Source organism: Flavihumibacter solisilvae, assembly GCF_000814475.1.
GTDB classification, from domain to species: Bacteria; Bacteroidota; Bacteroidia; order Chitinophagales; family Chitinophagaceae; genus Flavihumibacter; species Flavihumibacter solisilvae.
Genome location: NZ_JSVC01000021.1, coordinates 27,761 through 46,817 on the forward strand (window position 1 = coordinate 27,761; position 19,057 = coordinate 46,817).

General features: G+C 47.5%; 19 protein-coding genes. 10 read left to right on the forward strand and 9 right to left on the reverse strand.

The genetic code is table 11. From position 1 onward, the window contains the following. Nucleotides 1–9: 9 nt before the first annotated feature. The 9 genes from OI18_RS18010 to OI18_RS18045 all read left to right on the forward strand — a co-directional run bounded on the left by OI18_RS18010 (nt 10) and on the right by OI18_RS18045 (nt 8,426). Nucleotides 10–2,277 carry an aconitate hydratase gene (locus OI18_RS18010; RefSeq protein ID WP_039142392.1) on the forward strand — a complete coding sequence of 756 codons (2,268 nt, stop codon included), beginning with the start codon at nt 10–12 and terminating at the stop codon, nt 2,275–2,277. 119 nt (nt 2,278–2,396) lie between these two features. Continuing rightward, nucleotides 2,397–2,966 (forward strand): NfeD family protein, encoded by a 570-nt coding sequence (locus OI18_RS18015; protein WP_039142393.1) that lies wholly within the window; start codon nt 2,397–2,399, stop codon nt 2,964–2,966. A 4-nt stretch (nt 2,967–2,970) separates the two neighbouring features. After that, on the forward strand, nt 2,971–4,494 hold the full coding sequence (locus tag OI18_RS18020) for a flotillin family protein (protein WP_039142394.1): 1,524 nt from the start codon (nt 2,971–2,973) through the stop codon (nt 4,492–4,494). A gap of 55 nt (nt 4,495–4,549) precedes the next feature. Then, nucleotides 4,550–5,173 (forward strand): hypothetical protein, encoded by a 624-nt coding sequence (locus OI18_RS18025; RefSeq protein WP_039142395.1) that lies wholly within the window; start codon nt 4,550–4,552, stop codon nt 5,171–5,173. 436 nt (nt 5,174–5,609) lie between these two features. Further along, nucleotides 5,610–5,747: a hypothetical protein gene (locus OI18_RS24720; protein WP_160290258.1), complete on the forward strand. Its 138-nt coding sequence runs from the start codon at nt 5,610–5,612 to the stop codon at nt 5,745–5,747. A 110-nt stretch (nt 5,748–5,857) separates the two neighbouring features. Beyond that, entirely contained in the window at nt 5,858–6,253 is a 396-nt protein-coding gene (locus OI18_RS18030) for a hypothetical protein (RefSeq protein WP_039142396.1), read from the forward strand. Nucleotides 6,254–6,279: 26 nt separating this feature from the next. After that, nucleotides 6,280–6,915, forward strand: a complete 636-nt coding sequence (locus OI18_RS18035) for a hypothetical protein (RefSeq protein WP_039142398.1) — start codon at nt 6,280–6,282, stop codon at nt 6,913–6,915. 1 nt (nt 6,916) lies between these two features. Further along, on the forward strand, nt 6,917–7,738 hold the full coding sequence (locus OI18_RS18040; RefSeq protein WP_039142400.1) for a sensor histidine kinase: 822 nt from the start codon (nt 6,917–6,919) through the stop codon (nt 7,736–7,738). Continuing rightward, nucleotides 7,728–8,426: a response regulator transcription factor gene (locus OI18_RS18045; RefSeq protein ID WP_052273364.1), complete on the forward strand. Its 699-nt coding sequence runs from the start codon at nt 7,728–7,730 to the stop codon at nt 8,424–8,426. The genes OI18_RS18040 and OI18_RS18045 overlap by 11 nt, the downstream gene beginning before the upstream one ends. A 17-nt stretch (nt 8,427–8,443) precedes the next feature. On the opposite strand, the gene OI18_RS18050 is transcribed toward OI18_RS18045, so the two are convergent. Then, nucleotides 8,444–10,273, reverse strand: coding sequence for a gamma-glutamyltransferase family protein (locus OI18_RS18050; RefSeq protein ID WP_039142402.1), 1,830 nt, complete (start codon nt 10,271–10,273; stop codon nt 8,444–8,446). A gap of 225 nt (nt 10,274–10,498) precedes the next feature. On the opposite strand from OI18_RS18050, the gene OI18_RS18055 reads away from it, so the two are divergent. Then, complete coding sequence (locus tag OI18_RS18055) at nt 10,499–11,296, forward strand: DUF4382 domain-containing protein (RefSeq protein WP_039142650.1); 798 nt, start codon at nt 10,499–10,501, stop codon at nt 11,294–11,296. A 67-nt stretch (nt 11,297–11,363) separates the two neighbouring features. Here OI18_RS18055 and OI18_RS18060 read toward each other — a convergent pair whose 3' ends face one another. From OI18_RS18060 to OI18_RS18095, 8 genes are all read right to left on the reverse strand, one after another. Beyond that, nucleotides 11,364–12,290 carry a lytic transglycosylase gene (locus tag OI18_RS18060; RefSeq protein WP_039142404.1) on the reverse strand — a complete coding sequence of 309 codons (927 nt, stop codon included), beginning with the start codon at nt 12,288–12,290 and terminating at the stop codon, nt 11,364–11,366. A 101-nt stretch (nt 12,291–12,391) separates the two neighbouring features. Further along, on the reverse strand, nt 12,392–13,759 hold the full coding sequence (locus tag OI18_RS18065; RefSeq protein ID WP_039142405.1) for a methyltransferase RsmF C-terminal domain-like protein: 1,368 nt from the start codon (nt 13,757–13,759) through the stop codon (nt 12,392–12,394). A gap of 36 nt (nt 13,760–13,795) precedes the next feature. Next, nucleotides 13,796–15,250: an NAD(P)(+) transhydrogenase (Re/Si-specific) subunit beta gene (locus OI18_RS18070; protein WP_039142407.1), complete on the reverse strand. Its 1,455-nt coding sequence runs from the start codon at nt 15,248–15,250 to the stop codon at nt 13,796–13,798. A gap of 29 nt (nt 15,251–15,279) precedes the next feature. Beyond that, complete coding sequence (locus tag OI18_RS18075; RefSeq protein ID WP_039142409.1) at nt 15,280–15,591, reverse strand: NAD(P) transhydrogenase subunit alpha part 2; 312 nt, start codon at nt 15,589–15,591, stop codon at nt 15,280–15,282. A 22-nt stretch (nt 15,592–15,613) separates the two neighbouring features. Then, nucleotides 15,614–16,726 (reverse strand): Re/Si-specific NAD(P)(+) transhydrogenase subunit alpha, encoded by a 1,113-nt coding sequence (locus tag OI18_RS18080; protein ID WP_039142411.1) that lies wholly within the window; start codon nt 16,724–16,726, stop codon nt 15,614–15,616. Between the two features lie 70 nt (nt 16,727–16,796). Beyond that, entirely contained in the window at nt 16,797–17,606 is an 810-nt protein-coding gene (locus OI18_RS18085; RefSeq protein WP_039142413.1) for an O-methyltransferase, read from the reverse strand. Nucleotides 17,607–17,614: 8 nt separating this feature from the next. Further along, complete coding sequence (locus OI18_RS18090) at nt 17,615–18,133, reverse strand: dihydrofolate reductase (RefSeq protein ID WP_039142415.1); 519 nt, start codon at nt 18,131–18,133, stop codon at nt 17,615–17,617. Nucleotides 18,134–18,159: 26 nt separating this feature from the next. Beyond that, nucleotides 18,160–18,954 carry a thymidylate synthase gene (locus tag OI18_RS18095; RefSeq protein WP_039142416.1) on the reverse strand — a complete coding sequence of 265 codons (795 nt, stop codon included), beginning with the start codon at nt 18,952–18,954 and terminating at the stop codon, nt 18,160–18,162. Nucleotides 18,955–19,057: the final 103 nt, after the last annotated feature.

Genomic DNA, 19,057 nt, shown 5'->3' on the forward strand with positions numbered 1-19,057 from the left:
GAGATAGTTATGGTTTTCGACCTCGAGATGATCAAAAAAGTGTACGGGAGCTTCCCCGGGCGCATTTCTGCTGCCCGCAAGGTTGTCGGACGGCCACTGACCCTTACAGAAAAAATATTGTATGCCCACCTCTGGCAGGGAGATGCCACCCAGGCTTACGAAAGAGGAAAAAGTTACGTTGATTTTGCACCGGACCGCGTTGCCATGCAGGATGCCACCGCCCAAATGGCGTTGCTGCAATTCATGCAAGCGGGCCGCGACAAGGTTGCGGTACCCTCAACGGTACATTGCGACCACCTGATCGTTGCCAAAGAAAACAGCAAGGTCGACCTGGATCGTGCAGTACAGGAAAGCAAGGAAGTATATGATTTCCTGGCCTCTGTGTCCAATAAATATGGAATCGGCTTCTGGAAACCCGGGGCCGGGATCATTCACCAGGTAGTCCTGGAAAACTATGCATTCCCCGGTGGAATGATGATCGGAACGGACAGCCATACCGTTAATGCCGGTGGACTCGGGATGATCGCCATTGGTGTAGGTGGCGCAGATGCGTGCGACGTGATGAGCGGACTCGCCTGGGAACTGAAAATGCCGAAACTCATCGGCGTGAAACTGACAGGTAAACTTAACGGCTGGACCGCCCCTAAGGATGTTATCCTTAAGGTGGCAGGCATCCTGACGGTAAAAGGTGGAACCGGCGCCGTTGTGGAATACTTTGGCGAGGGAGCCACCAGCATGAGCTGTACCGGCAAGGGCACCATATGTAATATGGGTGCGGAAATCGGCGCAACCACTTCAACTTTCGGCTATGACGAAAGCATGAGCAGGTACCTCAAAGCAACCGGCCGTGAAGATGTGGCGAATCTCGCAGACGGAATCAGGGAACACCTGACCGCTGACGCAGAAGTGTATGCAAATCCTGAACAATATTTTGACCAGGTGATCGAGATCAACCTGAGCGAACTGGAACCACACCTGAACGGACCATTCACCCCGGACCTGGCCACTCCTATTTCAAAAATGAAAGAGGAAGCTGCGCGTAATGGCTGGCCGACAAAAGTTGAGGTAGGTTTGATCGGGTCCTGCACAAACTCTTCTTATGAAGATATCAGCAGGGCGGTTTCACTCGCCAAACAGGTAGCAGAAAAAGGCCTGAAGACGAAAGCCGAATTCACCATCACTCCAGGTTCAGAGCAGGTACGTTATACCATTGAACGCGATGGTTTCCTGAATACTTTTGAACAGATCGGTGCCAAAGTGTTTGCCAACGCATGTGGCCCCTGTATCGGAATGTGGGACAGGATGGGCGCGGAAAAGCAGGAGAAAAATACGATCGTCCACTCCTTCAACAGGAACTTTGCAAAACGTGCTGACGGTAACCCGAACACCTATGCGTTTGTGGCATCCCCCGAACTGGTAACCGCACTGGCGATCGCCGGAGACCTGGCGTTCAACCCCCTCACTGACACACTTACAAACGAAAAAGGCGAACAGGTAAAACTGGATGCCCCTACAGGATATGAACTTCCTCCAAAAGGATTTTCAGTTGAAGATGCCGGCTTCGAAGCTCCTGCGGAAGACGGAAGCGGGATCAGTGTTATTGTTGACCCGGCTTCAAAACGCCTGCAATTGCTCGATCCGTTCGCAGCATGGGAAGGCACAGATCTTAAAGGATTGAAACTGCTGATCAAGGCAAAGGGCAAGTGTACGACTGACCATATCTCTATGGCAGGTCCATGGCTCAAGTTCCGCGGACACCTCGACAACATCAGCAACAACCTGCTGATTGGTGCCGTGAACTTCTTCAACGAAAAGACTGACAGCGTTAAAAACCAACTGTCGGGCGAATATGGTCCTGTTCCTGCAACGCAAAGATCATACAAAGCAGCAGGCATTGGCAGCATCGTTGTTGGTGATGAGAACTACGGTGAAGGATCCAGCCGCGAACATGCCGCGATGGAACCACGTCACCTCGGAGTACGTGCTGTACTTGTAAAAAGCTTTGCACGGATCCATGAAACCAACCTGAAGAAACAAGGTATGCTGGGGCTGACATTTGCTGATAAGAGCGATTACGATAAGATCATGGAAGATGATACCATTGATATAAATGGACTGCCTTCTTTCGCGCCGGGCAAAGCACTTGAGCTTGTTCTCCATCATGCAGACGGGACAAGTGAAACCATACTAGCCAATCATAGCTACAATGAACAGCAGATTGAATGGTTCAAGGCTGGCGCTGCGCTGAACATTATCAGGAGACAATTCGTCAACTAAGTTAAAACACGTATTTTCTTACAGATACCGCCCTTTCGGGGCGGTATTTTTTTTGCCGTCCGGAAAATTTAGATATTTTGGCTACCTGTTAACCCGAGTAACCCGAATAAACCCGACCTATGTTTGATTTCCTACAGGACCTGGAACAGGCACATAAGATACTTTGGTATTTGGCAATAGGCAGCAGCCTTGTTTTCGTGGTTCAAAGCATTCTTACTTTCACCGGACTTGATTCAGGAGATGGCACTGCCGCTGACTTTGACAGTGATTTATCAGGCAGCGACCATCCGTTCCAGTTATTTTCCTTCAGGAACCTTATCAACTTTTTGCTGGGATTCAGTTGGGCAGGAATTGTCTTTTACCCGATCTTCAGCAGCAAGCTGATCGTATACAGCCTGGCGATCATAACAGGCATTTTGTTTGTCCTGATTTTCTTCTTTCTTATCGGCCAGGTGCACAAGCTAGCCGAAGACAATACTTTTTCGCTTGAATCAACAATTGACCACACTGCAGAAGTCTACCTGGCTATTCCTGAAAACCGCAGTGGAAAAGGGAAAGTACATATCAGTATAAAAGGCTCTTTCCATGAGCTCGATGCCATAACCGACGATGTTCGGATACCAACCGGGTCAATGGTCCGCATACAAAAAGTGGAAAGCAAAAATTTACTACTCGTAGCTAAAATCTGAAACAATGTCTCCAGTTATTCTCATTGCCATCGCGGTGGTAGTGGTATTTATTACCCTGTCCGCCCTCCTCTCCCGTTACAAAAGATGTCCGTCTGACAAGATCCTTGTTATTTATGGAAGAACAGGTGGCGCATCTGCCAGGTGTATCCATGGCGGGGGTGCTTTTATCTGGCCGGTAATCCAGGATTATGCATACCTGGACCTGAAGCCGATCTCGATCGAAGCCAACCTCACCAATGCACTTAGTCGCCAGAACATCCGGGTGGATGTTCCCTGCCGGTTTACGATTGCCATTTCAACAGACCCGGATAGCATGAACAATGCTGCAGAAAGATTGCTCGGCCTCGCACCGGAGCAGATCCAGGAATTGTCTAAAGACATTCTCTTTGGACAGCTGAGGCTGGTGATCGCCACTATGACCATTGAAGAGATCAACTCGGACAGGGATAAGTTCCTTGATAACATCTCGAAGAATGTGGATACGGAATTGAAAAAGATCGGTCTTAAACTGATCAACGTAAACGTTACCGACATTAAAGATGAGTCAGGCTATATTGAAGCGCTTGGAAAAGAAGCAGCAGCGAAAGCAATCAACGAAGCAAAGATCTCCGTGGCAGAACAGGAGAAGATCGGTGAAACTGGTAAGGCAGTAGCTGATCGGGAAAAAGATATCCAGATCGCATCTACACAAAAGCAAAGAGATGTACAGATCGCAGAAACACTAAGGGAAAGAGATGTACAGATCGCCATTACCCAGAAAGACCGTGAAGTAAGTATTGCAAGTGCGGCAAAAGATGAATCAATCGGAAAGGCAGAAGCTGCCCGTGATACAAGGGTAAAAACGGCAGAAGCAAATGCCATTGCCGTAACCGGTGAAAATGCTGCGAAGATCTCTATTGCAAACTCAGAAGCTGCGAGACGGGAAAAAGAAGCCGAAGCTTTGCGACTGGCCGTAACAGCTGAAAAAGTGCAGCAGGCACGTGCAATGGAAGAAGCATACCAGGCCGAGCAAAAGGCCGAGCTCGCCCGTTCTGAAAGGGAAAGGTCAACGCAGATCGCAAACATCGTCGTGCCTGCAGAGATTGCTAAACAGAAGGCGATAATTGAAGCGCAGGCCGAAGCGGAAAGAATAAGAGAGAATGCCAAAGGTGAAGCAGATGCGATCTATGCAAAAATGGAAGCGGAAGCAAAAGGTCTGCTTCAAATACTGACCAAGCAGGCAGAAGGTTATGAGAAGGTAGTAAAAGCCGCAGGTGGAGATCCGAATAAAGCATTCCAATTATTACTAATCGAAAAGCTTCCGGAGCTCGTAAAAACACAGGTTGAAGCTGTGAAAAACATCAAGATCGACAAGATAACGGTGTGGGACAACGCTTCTGGTGATGGTAATACTTCCACAGCCAACTTTGTAAGTGGAATGATGAAAACCGTTCCTCCCTTGAATGATCTTTTTAATATGGCAGGACTAAATCTTCCGACGTATCTGAAAGGTGAAGAAAACAATAAAATTTCCGAGATAGAACAATAAAAAAAAATCCCGCTGTAAAAAATTTCGGCGGGATTTTTTCTTTTATTTTGGTGCCATGAGAATCCTAAAATCCATCCTATCCAGAAACAATGGCTTCTATGGCTATGATCAGGCCAACGATTTTCAGTCAACAGGCAACTCCAACATTCATCGCATCAGTTCCATCCTTTCTCAGAGTGAAAGTCACCGAACCTCAATCCCTGTTAGTTCAACTATTCGTTCACATGGAATTGATTTCGGCTCCAACCCTGATGTGGTAAGAAAGAAACTTGGTAAACCTGATGCTGTTCTGCATCACGGCACACACAATGTATTATCGAGTTACCTGTTCATTACTAATTTCCTGAACAATGAAGTAAAAACTTACTTCCACTTTTTCAAAAAAGAACTGTTCCTGGTAGAACATGTATTCTATGTTTTCAACCAGCAGGATAACGAAAGCCTGTTTTCTATACTCAATCACCGGTTTGATATCAGGCTTCATTCAACAAAGACACCACAACAACTTATAGACGCGCACGGTAACAGGCTATTGATCCAACAGGATGTGTATATCAACCTGTATTATATTTCTGCAGACAACGATGCAGTAAAATCGTACATGTTTGAACACTCTGCAGATCGTATCCGGGAATTGAAGCGGTTAGAGCAGATCAGCGACTGGATGGAAAAAATTTAACAGCCGGACGGGAAAAACACCCCCCTTTCCCGTGTATAACACCCTTTATGGCGAAATCGGAGATGGACTATTTTTACTGTGCTGGATGTAACCAGATCGAATAACCATTAAGCCATTCCTTATCCGGGTATCTGTCGCTGAAACCACTGGAAAAAACTTACCAGGACGAGCAATGCAGCATACTCCTGTTTTAACCCTGGCCTGCTAATAGCAGGCCAGGCTTTTTTCTAATACTTCCAATTTACATAAGCTTTTGTTCCGAAACTATAACGGTCACCTATACGGGATTTTTCCCCTTTCTACCGGTGGATTATACCCTTTCCCATGACCGCCGTCATATTTACTTTCACATTGAAATCAGGTTCGGTCGGTCATGGTTGTGGTTGTCACATGACGCCACAGCCTTACCGGCTCTCATCTTATAAATTGTCGACTTATGAAAAGGTTGCTTGAACTCTCGCTTCACACATTGCCCTGGCTGATGTTGAGCATGGCAGCGCTTACCCTCGTGACGATGGTGATTGTGCTGTACCGGAAAAAACAACAACACGAAAAAATAAAGAGAAAGGACTAAACGAGGTATCGTAGTAGATGTGCTTACTTCTGACCACACCAGGGGATTGTCAAGTCACCCTGGCTTTTTGTTGCTATATAAATTTATCTTTAATCTATAAACCAAAGACCATGAAACATTTGATGCTGGTATTTTTTATTGCAACTGCTTTTGTCGCATGTAAGTCCTCAAAAGCGCAAACCCAGGACGGACAATACTTTTACCGGGAAATAAGCCAGGACTCAGCAAACATCCTGCAGAAAAATTTCGCGGAAGACAAGGCTTTTAAAAACGCATTCCGTGATGGCATGTTCATTCCCATCAAAGTTATTGATGAACTGCGGAAGACTGAAGGCCTCACCGGATTTTCCATATACTACGGCAAGTATTCAACTAACCTAACTCCCGTCTTCCTGATCTACGGCACCAAAGAAGGAACGATGGAATACAAGAGTTCCGCCCCGGCAAATCCTCCCGCGACAAGCACTTTTATTGTATATTACCCATGTCCGACACAATGCCGCTAATAAAATCTTAAATTACCTGGAACCTTATGGACCTGCTGGTGAGTACGTATATCAAACTGGGAATAATTTCTGTAGGCATCGCGGCCGGGTATACGCGGGAAAAGGTGCTCACGACGACGAACCATCATTTCTGGTACTTCCTGCTTGTGGCTTTTGCGGGGGAAATACTGGATATTTCAATGGCGCGCCTGCTGTGCAATAACTACCCTTACTATCATGTATTCCGCCCGTTATACTATGCCTTGCTGACTTTGGCGCTTTCCGGCGAAATGGGCAGGCTAAGAAAGACTTTCTTAATCAGCATACCTGTGACCTGGATCATCGCCCTGATAAACGCCATATATTTTCAGCATCCTGATCGACAACTGAACACTTTAGTAATCATTATTATCAGCGTACTGCTCATCCTGCAGGTCCTGTTTTACGTTGCCTTCCTTTTTGAAAACCATAACTGGAAAGAAACCATTTATCATCATTCTTTCTGGATAGCCATGGGCATCCTGATCAATTCGATTTCGTCCTTCCTGAGCCTGGGGATTTATAACTTTATCGAGGGCGAAGGTCAGAAAGCACTTGTCCCTATCCTGATCGTCAGTGAATGGCTTTTTTACAGTTCATTCATCATAAACTTTATTCTTCAGAAGCAAAAGGCCGAAACCTGATATGCCGGATGATGCTACAAGAGTCGAGATCATTTTTTCCCTTGCGGGATCCGTGATCATTATGCTGGCACTAAGTGGCTTTGTCGTGTATTTCATCTTTTCCAGCCAGCGAAAAAGGCTACGGCAAATGAGGGAGCAGGAATTGCTCAGGGAAGCTTATGAAAAGGAAGTGCTTACCACACAGATTGAAAGCCGCGACCAGACGCTGCGCGATATCAGCCAGGAGATCCATGACAACATGGGCCAGTTACTGAGTGTGGCCCGGATAAACCTCAATATCCTGGAAAAGGAAATGGATGACAGTCCACAACTGAAGCGCATCCACGATACCAATCATATACTGGGTGATGTAATCCGTTATATCCGGATGCTTTCGAAGGGCCTGAATACGGATATGCTTACCTCATATGGACTACGCGAGTCGATCCGTTTTGAATTACAGCGAATTCAGCAGAGCGCCATGATCGCCTGTGAATTCACTACCGAAGGTGAGGACTTCGCCATCGACGCCAAAAAAGAGATCGTGATTTACCGGATGGTGCAGGAGATCCTGAACAATATCCTGAAGCATGCTTCGGCTACTCGCATCGAGCTGAGTATGATCTATACCGTCAATGTGTTTTTACTGGCAATTAACGACAATGGGAAAGGATTTGACCAGGTGGAAGCAACAAGTCGTAATATTGCAGATGCGGGCTCGGGATTGCGAAACCTGCAAAAAAGAGCTGCCCTGGTGGGAGCTGACCTGCAGATCAAAAGCATACCCGGAAAAGGAACAAACATTCTGATCACCCTCCCTAAATCTGCTCAAAATGCCAGCTAACCAACCATCCCGGAAGTACTCAGTGGCCATTGCTGACGACCACAGGCTTATTGCTGAATCGCTTTCCCATCTCATTAACGATATACCCGGATTTGAAGTAACACTGCTGGCAAACAATGGCCGGATCCTGATCGACGCGCTGGCCTCCGGCGCAAACCAGCCGGACATTGCCATCCTTGACATCAATATGCCCGTACTGAATGGCGTGGCAACAGCCCGTGAACTGTCCGCCGACTACCCACTGATAAAATTACTCGCGTTAAGCATGAACGATGATGAGACATCTGTGATCCAGATGATCCGTTCAGGCTGCAGGGGTTACCTGCTGAAAGACTGCACCCAGGCGGAATTACACCGGGCCATGACTGAAATCATTGAAAGGGGATTTTATTATTCCGATTTCGTGACCGGCAAACTGATTCACACCATACATAAAGAAGAAAAGTCGCCGGAGCAGGTGATAAAGCTCACCGAACGGGAAATGGAATTCATCCGTCACGCCGCATCGGAGATGACCTACAAGGAAATCGCCACAACGATGAAGCTCAGTGAACGGACTATCGACGGCTACCGCGAAGCGTTGTTCGAAAAACTACAGGTAAAAAGTCGCGTCGGACTGGTGCTCTTTGCCATCCGTATTGGCTGGGTAAAAGCTGAAAAGATCAAATCAGGCAATAACCATCATTAATAACGCCACTTTCGCGCTTACCACCCAATCCCGTAATCTTCACCATGATTGCTGGATCCACCCCAGAAGCTATTATGTTGCCAGTCGAACCAAATTGCGTTTATGGGGCCGGATGTCCGGTCTTCGAAACGTAGCTTGTATCCTCTTTGGATCAGCTCTTTCCTGATCCAGGCCGGAGTTTCGGATTGCAGAAGCAGCTGGCCTGGTTTAGGCTTGCGGTCCTGGTCACCCAACGACAGCCAAAATTGGTATGTATTGAAATTTGGTGCTTCAGCAGCTTCCTGCACGTTCATTCCAAATTCAACCATATTCAGGAAGAATTGCAACAGGTTCTGGTCCTGCGTGTCTCCTCCCTGAACTGCAAAGGATAAAAAGGGCTTCCCGTCCTTTAATGCAAGTGTCGGGGTAAGGGTCACACGCGGTCTCTTGCCGGGAGCAACAACATTGTATGGGTTAAGTGATGAATCGCAAACGAAGCTTTGCATCCGCTGGCTCATACCTATCCCCGTTCTACCGGCGATGCATGCCGGCACCCAGCCACCGCTTGGTGTAATGGATACCACCCAACCGTCTTTGTCCGCCGCTTCCACTGAAGTTGTGCCACGCCATACCTGGTCGAGATACTGCTGATCAATGGAAGCAGTAGAGTTTTCCTTTGCAATGCGTTTTTCGAGATCCCGGATAAAAGGATTACTGCCGTTCTCAAATGGATACGGATCACCAGGAAGAACGGCCGGATCATTTTTATCAGGATTCATGGTTTCAGCTCTCTTCTTTGCATATTCTTTTGAAAGCAATCCCCGGATCGGCTCTGCAGGAGGAAAGTAGGGGTCGCCGTAATAAAAGTCGCGATCAGCAAACGCCATATTCATTGCCTGGTAAACCGTATGAATATATCTCGCAGAATTATATCCCATGCTTTTCAGGTCAAACTGTTCCAGGATATTCAGGGCCTGCAGCATCATCGGGCCTTGTGTCCACTGTGAAAGCTTATACACTTCGATGCCTTTATAATTGACGTGAAGTGGCTCTTCAATACGCACTTTCCAGTCGGCAAGATCCTTAGTTGTTATAAGTCCACCCTGCTCCTGGCAACCCCTGACAAATTCGGCAGCGATATCTCCTTTATAAAACCGGTCATTTGCCGCATAAATTGCTTCCTTACGGCTTTTGCCCTTTTTCAATGCCTCTCTTTCAGTTTCAACAAGCTTCTTAAGTGTTGCCAGCAGTTCTGCCTGGCGAAAGATCTCACCAGCGGTGGGCGCTTCCCTTTTTTCTCCAGGGTGTGTGAGGAAAACGGACCTGGAATATGGCCATTCTTTAATTCGGTTCTTTTCGCGTTCGATGCTATTTGCCGTCTGCGCTTCAATGGGATAGCCGTCGGCAAGTTCCATTGCGGGCCTCAGTACTTCTTCCAGGCTCATGGTCCCGTATTCAGCAAGCATGGTACAGAGTCCACCCGGGGTACCCGGAGTAACTGCAGCCAGTGCACCATATTCAGGAGGAAACTTCATTCCTTTCGAAGTGAAAAATTCAGGAGTCGCCCCGGTAGGTGCAACACCCAATGCATTTATCCCGATTACTTTCTTCAGTTTAGGGTGATAAATGAGTGCCTGTGTTTCGCCTCCCCAGCTAAGCACATCCCACATGGTGCAGGTGGCAGCGAGCATCGCGCAGGAAGCATCAACTGCATTACCACCTTTCTGAAAAATGGCAGCACCGGCAGTTGCGGCCAACGGCTTGCCTGTAATTGCCATCCAATGTCTGCCATGTAACACCGGCTTTTGAGTGGATTGCGCAGACAGAATCAACGGTAGACAAACCAGGATTGTAAACAAATGCTTCATAACGGAATTTTATTTGGGCGATCTTAAAATAAAGAAAAAACCGGATAACGGCCCCCATAACCGAAGACCGAATAGTTATTAACTATTTGGCGCATTAATAACAGATTGAATTTCATTTTCAAATCAGGATATTTTGTAGGTCACGGTGCCCGTTGAGCGAAAATTGTATACGAATCGAAACTTAGGAACGGAATTTGAATAATGACTGACCTAAAGAACCCAATTATGAAAACAAATCATTTTCTGCTAGGCCTTTTAAGTTCCTGTTGCCTTTTCTTTTTTGCGGCCTGCAGTGAAAACAATTCCGGTCCCGATGAAGCAAGGCTCCAGATCCGGCTCACGGATGCACCAAATCCGGATGTAAAGGAGGTCTGGGTAGATATCCGGGATATTCAGATCAATTACGGCGACAGCTCCAAATGGTCGTCATTGCCACATATTTACCCGGGTACCTATGACCTCCTGAAACTGACAGACGGAAAAGATACCCTGCTCGCAGATGCGACAATCCCATCGGGTAAACTTTCCCAACTCAGGCTGATACTTGGAGATAACAACTACCTGATAATGGCAGATGGTTCAAAACAAATGCTTACTACCCCAAGCGCACAACAATCAGGACTGAAAGTACAGGTGCATAGTGATCTCACAGGAGGCGTGCTTTACCGGTTGATCCTTGATTTCGATGCCGCCAAATCAATAGTTGAGGCTGGCAACAGTGGAAAATTCCTCCTGAAGCCTGTGATCAGGGTGCTTTCTTTCGTACCGTCGGGTGGTATTGTGGAAGGATTTGTGGCACCGGATTCCGTTAACACCACAATTTATGCGCTTCTCGGCACAGACACGATCGCCTCTACATACACTGACAGTGGCCGTTATATGTTCAGGGATATTCCGCAGGGAAACTATTCCTTCCATTACTATCCCTCTTTGGACACTTTCAAGACAGCAACCCTGGATGTACCTGTTACACTTGGACAAACCACAAAGGTTGACACTTTACATCTCGAATTGAAGCCGTAATTTCAAAATGTATACAGCATAAAAAAAGCCCCGGTAAGACCCGGGGCTTTTTACTTCCTTGTATTTTTTAGTATTTCACTTCTGCATTAAATTTATTTTCACCAGCGCCAAGTTCAGCTGCTGCAGCGTTACTGATTCTTATCGCCAGTCCAGCGTTCTCCTTTATATCAGAAAGATTGCCAAGCACTTTCGCATAAACAGCCTTGTTAGTAGCCGAGTTGCTGACCAGTACAATGGTTCCCACGGGAACATTATCCATTAATGCATAATATTTTCCATCGTTCCATCCGCTGGTACTACGGAAGATATTGGCAATTCCGCGGGTAGATTTGCCCGCATTCTCATACTGCGAACGGAAATATCCGCCTTTATAATCGACCACAGCGACAGAGGTACCGGAATTCGCCGGAGTTACGTCGGCATTTCTGAAAACCGGGGCCTGGGCAGGCTTCTCATCTGCCGGTTTGTTGTCAGCCACCGCAACAATTGGTTTGGTTTCCCTTGGCACTTCCGCAGGAGCTTTTGGAGATGTTGCAATATCTGCTGCAGATTTTCCAGCAAGTGCAGACTGGTCCTTTTTCACTTTCAGGTAGCCTACAACCAGTTCCATTCCAGCTTTGACCTGGTTCCTGTTCAGGTTATTCCATTTTTCCAGTTGTTCAAGAGGCACTTTATTATTGTTCGCACTCACCCTGAACATCCACTCCCCTTCTTTAACTTTATATCTTACAGGAACAAAAACTTCATCGCCGGCCTTGTTGTCATCCTGCGAAAAGTTTGCTGGCACCAGCGGGATTTTGATTGCCTGGCCAATAGATAGTCCTTTATTGATATCGGTACTGTTGAACGGAGCGATTTCTTTCGGACTTATATTGTACAGCCTTCCCAGGCTGTACCAGGTTTCTTTGGGCTGAACTTTATGAGTAAGATACAATGTGGGCGTTTTACCCTGCACCTGCAGATCCGACTGGGCGTAACCAGCACTCCACACCATTAAAAAAAGTATCCACAGAATCGGCCTTTGTACCATAAGGAAATGAATTTTACTCGTTGCAAATATGCGGCATTCCCGGCAAACTTGGAGCCAAAAACCAGTTAAGCGGACCTCAGGATCCTCCATTCTTTCGGATAGTAATTATTGGCCCGGTTTCCCAGGTTTTTAATCCATCCCAGCGAATGTCCGCAATATTTCACGAGTGACCACCCCCTGACCGGTCCGGAAGCAGGTATTTCCTCCCTTCTCAGGTATTGAAGGGCTGCATTTTTATCCAGTTCTATTGCGGGTATGGAACCTGAAAGAAGATTACTCATTGCCAGGTGGTGAGCTGGCACCAGTTCTGTCTTAGCCCATTTACCGATGGAAATTCCTGCACTTCGGATATACAGGTGCTGTATGTACGGGAGCATCCTGGCAACAGGTTCGGAAAGGGCAATTATATTGTCACTTATGGAAATAAATTCCAGGTTATCATTTTCGAGCCAGGGCTGCATACCTGCGCGGACCAGCTTCGGAACTTTTTCCCATTTTGGTTTTCCTGAGATCCTCCCGGGATGACCTGATACAGCGGTCTTCCGGAAGACCGCCAGGTAAAACCCTTCCCCTTTGAGTCTGTCGGGGTAAAACCGATAACCGGCTGCTCCGGTCCGATCGCTCCTGCTGGGAACAATATTCCATTCTGGGTCCGCCTCAACACCCAGCGATTCGGCACCCAGGGTTTCTGTAATCCAGTCGGCAACTCTTTCGTTTTCTTCGACTGAATAGGAACAGGTCGAGTAAATGAGCAGACCGCCTTCTTTCAGGGCTGGCCATGCATCAGCCAGGATCCGCTGTTGCCTTTCACTGCAAAGTGTGACAAGGTCAGTGCTCCATCCGTCCATTGAAGCCGGATCACGCCTGAACATGCCACTGCCGCTGCATGGGGCGTCAATAACCATGAGGTCGAACAAACCAGGCATAGCTGAAAAGTCCCGCGGATCGCTATTCGTAATCACGACATTGCCTGCGCCCCATTTCACTAAATTTTCTTCAAGGATGGTAACGCGGCTGCGAATTACTTCATTACTTACGAGCACACTGCCTTCGGGCAGCAGCGATTGGATATGGGTCGACTTCCCCCCCGGGGCGGCACAAAGATCGAGTGCGGCAACCGGCTGGCCAGGTTGAAGGTGTTGGCGCATCGCCTGCTCCAGGAACATACTGCTGGCTTCCTGGACATAAAAAGCACCAGCATGTAACAAAGGATCAAAGGTAAAGATGGGCCTTTCTGCCAGGTAATAGCCGTAACTGCTCCAGGGCACTTTTGCAGCCAGGTCAAAACTTAAAGCTGTTTTATCCGGGGACTTGGAAGGATTAATCCTCACTGAAACAACCTGTGAGCCATTTTCATGGATCTCCCGAAATGATTTTTCGTCGAAGCCGGGTGCATTTGAAATTGCGTTAACGATTTCAGAACTGATAGGCAAAATTGAAGCGGATGATGAACTGGCAAAATTAAGGCATTAGAGATTCTTAATTTCTGCGGTCAGATCCTGCAACACTTTTTTTGCATCGCCGAATAGCATGGAAGTTCGTGGACGGAAGAACAGGTCGTTTTCAATTCCCGCATAACCGGGCTTCATACTTCTCTTATTGACTATACAGGCTTTGGCTGCTTCCACATCGAGAATGGGCATACCGTAAATGGGCGAAGCTGGATCAGTTTTAGCCGCAGGGTTTACCACGTCATTGGCGCCCAGCACCAGTACCACATCGGTAGTTGGAAACTGCTCATTAGCCTGTTCCATTTCCAGTAAGTGTTCATAGTCCACGTCTGCTTCTGCAAGCAGTACATTCATGTGTCCGGGCATCCGGCCCGCAACCGGGTGAATGGCGTACTTAACTTCCACCCCTTTCGAAGCAAGCAATTTTTCCAGTTCATGACAGGCATGCTGGGCCTGGGCAACTGCAAGTCCATACCCCGGTACTATCATTACTTTATTTGCATAACTGAGGAGAACGGCAGCATCCGCCAGATTGATCTCCCGGAACGACCCCTGCGGCGACGCTGCATGCTTCGATTGCGAACCACCACCAAATGACCCGATCAGCACATTCTTAAGCGAACGGTTCATGGCCTTACACATGAGGATGGTAAGCAAGGTACCAGCTGCTCCAACTAAGATACCCCCGGTAAGCATTGCTTTGTTATTGTACAGGAATCCTCCACAGGCAGCGGCAACACCGGTAAAAGAATTCAGCAGCGAGATCACAACCGGCATATCCGCACCGCCAATGGGCAACACAAAAAATACCCCGTAAAGCAGGGATAACAGGAAAACCAGGTAAAATACCGGGAGGTTTGCATTTTGATACACCGAACATAACCACGCTGCCAGCAGCACAATTACAACGAGAAGGGAGAGGTTGAACACATGCTGTCCCCGGAACGCGAGGTCGCGGATCTTGCCGTTTAATTTCCCCCACGCAATAATGCTTCCCGCAAACGACACTGAACCGATAATGAGGCCAGCGAGTATAATTATGGCTTCGCTTACCCATTGGTTGTAATCTGCTGATGGCGGGAAAATATCGGAAGGAAGTATTTCAGCCGACCGGTGGATGCGTGATGCAAGGTGATTGAATTCAATGATGGAAATTAAAGCTGCGCAGGCTCCCCCCATTCCATTGAAGAGACTCACCATTTCGGGCATGGCGGTCATCTTCACCTTCCTGGCAGCCAGGGTCCCTACGATACTGCCAATAAAAAGTCCGCCAAAGATCCAACCGTAGTTTCGCAGGCCAAGGCCGTCTTCATCCCGGTAAAGGAAAATTGTTGCCGCGATCGCAACAGCCATTCCTGCAGCGGCGATCAGGTTTCCCCTGCGTGCCGACGCGGGATGCGACAACATTTTCAATCCAATGATGAATGTTACTGAAGCGATCAGGTAACTTATGGTGAGAAGGGAAAAAGACAAAGTGGTAAGTTTTATTTGTCAAATGAATATCAGTGTTTTTTTTGCCGGAACATTTCCAGCATCCTGTCTGTGACCACAAATCCGCCAACCACATTCAGTGTTCCCAATATGACAGCAATAAAGCCCAACGCCAGCGCGAGATAATTATCCTGTTCCGCTTTTCCCATCACGATTATAGCGCCGATTATTACGACACCATGAATTGCGTTGGCGCCGCTCATCAGCGGGGTATGCAGTACGCTCGGAACCCTGCCAATAACTTCGATCCCAAGGAAGATCATCAGGATAACGATATAAATGTAGTCCTGGTGCAGTGAGATCTTTTCAAGAATGGTTTGCATAAAGGACAATTAAAATGATCAATTATGTGGTCAGTGCTTTAACCCTGTCGTTTATAATTTCACGGTCATAGCAGATGCAGGTTCCCTTTACCAGGTCATCTTCCCAATTGAGGTCGAGCACTGCGTCTTTACCGGTGATCAGCTGCAGGAAATTCTGCAGGTTCTTTCCATATAATTTACTTGCGTCGGATGGCATACCTGCGGAAAGATTGGAGTTACCGATAATAGTGACACCATCATGCACCAGTACTTCATTGTCTTTGGTAAGACTGGTATTCCCACCGGTTGAGGCAGCCAGGTCAACAATCACTGACCCGGGACGCATGCTGTTGACCATAGCGTTGGTGATCAGTTTCGGTGCGGGCTTACCTGGAATTTGTGCAGTTGTAATAACAATATCCGCACGTGTTATACTTTCGGCTATCCGCTGCTGCTGCTTTGCCTGGAAAGCAGCATCCTGTTCAACTGCGTAGCCTCCCGCTGAAGATGCATCGGCCGCACCTTCCACTTCTATGAATTTTGCTCCAAGGCTCATCACTTCTTCTTTAACTGCAGGACGTGTATCAAATACTTCTACAACAGCACCGAGTCGTCGTGCTGTAGCAATAGCCTGCAGTCCCGCTACCCCTGCACCAAGAATCAGGAATTTTGCCGGAGCTATACTACCGGCGGCGGTCATAAACATAGGCAGGTAACGGGAATAGGTATTCGCAGCCAGCAATACTGCTTTGTAACCGGCAATATTGGCCTGCGAACTCAGCACGTCCATACTCTGTGCGCGGGTAGTCCTCGGAAGCATGTCCATACTGAAGACTGTTAATCCTGCAGCGGCCCATTCCTGGATAAGACGGAACTGGTAAAGTGGTTGAAAAATGCCGATAAGTACTGTACCGGGTGTCAGTGATCCTCCTGCTGGTGCGTGCATGGCAAGAATTACCTTGGCTTTGAGCACCTGGTCACGGTCCATCAACGATGCCCCCGCCTGCCGGTATTGTTCATCAGTTGAAAATGAAAGTGCACCAGCACCTTTTTCCACCCATAGTTCATGTCCTTTTTTGGTAAGCGCAGCAACTGCTTCCGGCAATAATGAAACGCGGGATTCAAAGGATGGCTCTTTCAATACACCAATGATCATTTGAATGGTATTGATTCAGGAACAATTTAAGTGATATTGCGGATAGTAGAACACGTGAGAGAAGTAATTATCAGTAGCGGATCGTGAAATGCTGTCGCACTTTGAATTCGGGCCGAAAAAAAACGTAGCCAAGGAAAAACAGGTCAATGGTACAGGTTACCGAAGGATGATTTTTGATCTCCTCCCATGCCTTTTCCATTTCACCGCTCCAATGAATATCATCCAGGATGATAACACTGTCAGCATGAGTTTTCGTTACCAGTTGATTGAAATAGCGGATTGTGGGCTCATACCGGTGATTGCCGTCGACATATGCCAGGTCAAAACCCGGAAGTTTGTTGAGCAACCGGGGCAATGCCGAATCAAAGTCTGCAGCCAGGGTCTCGATATTCTGCAGTCCGAGCGTTGCGAAATTTTTCGCAGCTTGTGCTGCTATTGCCGGCGACCCTTCTATACTGTACACTTTGGCACCGGAATTCGCTGATGCCAGGTAGGCTGTGGAAATTCCAAGTGATGTTCCCAGTTCTATTATTACCGCGGGATGAAAATAATTGACGGTACGAAAAAGCAACTGCCCGAGTTTAGCTCCCTTTGCCGCGTGTGCAGCGATATGAGAAAGTTTCCTGCTGGCTCCGTTATCCCGGCCGGACCCCGCCCCCAGGTCTGTTACAGGTATGGCAGTTTGATCATGCAGCAATGTTTGCCTCAGTGACTCAACCCTGTCGAATGCATAGTATTTCCGTTTATCGTTCAGCAAATCACGGATGAAAGCATATACGAATGGAGAATGAATACCATGACCTTTACCATTTCCCGCGGTCAGGATATAGGAGAGGTAGCGGACGAGGAGTCCGATAGAATTGTAGGGTCGACTATCCATGGTAAAACTCAGGTTCGGTCCGGCCCTCCTGCAACCCGGTCCCAGATTTCAAAACTATATGCGTACTGGTGTTTTTCGTCAGGCTCAAAATCAAGCCGGGAATGCAGTTTCCATTCACTCTCCGGCAGCACAGGAAAGAATGCATCACCGTCGAGGGTGGCATGAACGCGTGTCAGGTAAACGCGGTCGGTCCGGGAAAGTGATTGTTTGAAGATTTCGCCTCCTCCAATGATATAAACTGATTTTGCATCAGTGGAGAATGCTTCTTTTAACGCCGCATCGATCGAATGGGTAACTTTTACGCCATCAGCTTTCCAGCCGGGGTTTGAAGTAATGACGATGTTGGTTCTGCCCGCCAATGGTTTGCCGAGGCTTTCATATGTTTTCCTTCCCATGATAACAGGCATTCCCCAGGTGGTGTTCTTGAAGAATTTCATGTCATTCGGAAGATTCCATACAAGCTGGTTATCTTTTCCTATGACCTGGTTATCGCTTGCGGCTACAACAATATTTATCTGTGGAGTCATTGGCTAAAAATGAATTTACATGAATATCAGACTGCAACAGGTGCTTTAATAGCAGGGTGGCTCTGATAGTTCTCCAGGGTAAAATCATCGAACCGGAACGAAAAGAGATCTTTTACGTCAGGATTAATTTTCATTTCCGGAAGCTGGAAAGGAGTTCTTCCGAGTTGCAGTTTAACCTGTTCGAGATGGTTGCTGTAAATATGCACATCACCGAAAGTGTGAATGAATTCACCTGGTTGCAGCCCTGTAACCTGCGCCATCATCAGGGTCAGCAAAGCATAAGAGGCAATATTGAAAGGTACTCCCAGGAATACGTCTGCCGAGCGTTGGTAGAGCTGGCAACTGAGTTTCCCGTTTGCAACATAAAACTGGAAGATGGTGTGACAAGGCATCAGCGCCATATCCGGAAGATCGGCAACATTCCAGGCACTTACTATCATGCGCCTGCTATCGGGATTATTTTTCAGCTGGCTGACAATATCGGTGATCTGATCGATGGTTCTGCCATCCCTTGTTTCCCAGCTGCGCCATTGTTTTCCGTAAACCGGCCCCAGGTTGCCCTGTTCATCAGCCCACTCGTCCCAGATTGAGACGCCATTCTCTTTCAGGTATGCGATATTGGTTGAACCTTTCAAAAACCAAAGCAATTCATGGATGATGCTTTTCAGGTGCACCTTTTTTGTTGTAACCAGAGGAAACCCTTTCTGCAGATCAAACCTCATCTGGTAGCCAAAACAACTGATGGTGCCGGTGCCGGTTCGATCTGACTTCTCTGTGCCGTTGTCCAGGATATATTGCAATAATTGCTGATACTGTTGCATGCACGCAAGTTAAGGAAAGGCTGCCTGACAGCATTTTATCAGGTGATAATACCTAAAGGCCTGTTATTAATTTGTGGATAGATTGCCCTGTTACCTGGTGCAA